Origin of the sequence: Flavobacterium polysaccharolyticum, from assembly GCF_038739875.1 — a bacterium.
In the GTDB taxonomy this organism is placed as follows: Bacteria; Bacteroidota; Bacteroidia; order Flavobacteriales; family Flavobacteriaceae; genus Flavobacterium; species Flavobacterium polysaccharolyticum.
In genome coordinates, this window is the sequence record NZ_JBCGDP010000073.1 from 1 (window position 1) to 555 (window position 555).

Here is a 555-nt window from a genome sequence, read left to right on the forward strand (position 1 = left end):
ACATTAAAGGCTTCTTTGACCATATCGATCACGAACTACTGATCAAAACAGTACAACACTATTGCCAAGACAAATGGGTTGTAATGTACATCCAAAGATGGCTCAAAGCAGGCGTGGTACAACAAGATGGACGTTTTTCAGCCACAGTATCAGGAACACCACAAGGAGGAGTAATCAGTCCATTATTGGCAAATTTATTTCTACACGTTGTGTTTGATAAATGGATGGAAAAATACCATCCCGAAAAGCCATTTGAACGCTATGCTGATGACATTATAGTACATTCCAAGACTGAGAAACAAGCCTTGTATCTGCTTCATTTAATCACCAAAAGAATGCAGAGTTGCAAGCTGACTTTGCATCCAGAGAAAAGCAAAATAGTAAATTTAAGGGGAATCTCTATAAAGAAATACCCCAAAGGATTTGACTTTTTAGGCTTTACCATTCGTCCGAGTGCGGTCAAAAGTAAGGATAAGATAATAATCATTCCGAGCATTTACGTAAGTCAAAAGTCGAAGAACAGTTTGATGGAAAAATTCAGAACACTGAAAATCC

The 555-nt window shown here is 37.8% G+C and carries 1 protein-coding gene; it reads left to right on the top strand.

The window, feature by feature from the left end:
- A partial coding sequence (locus WFZ86_RS20145) for a reverse transcriptase domain-containing protein (protein ID WP_342693617.1) occupies nucleotides 1-555 on the top strand: 555 nt, incomplete at both ends.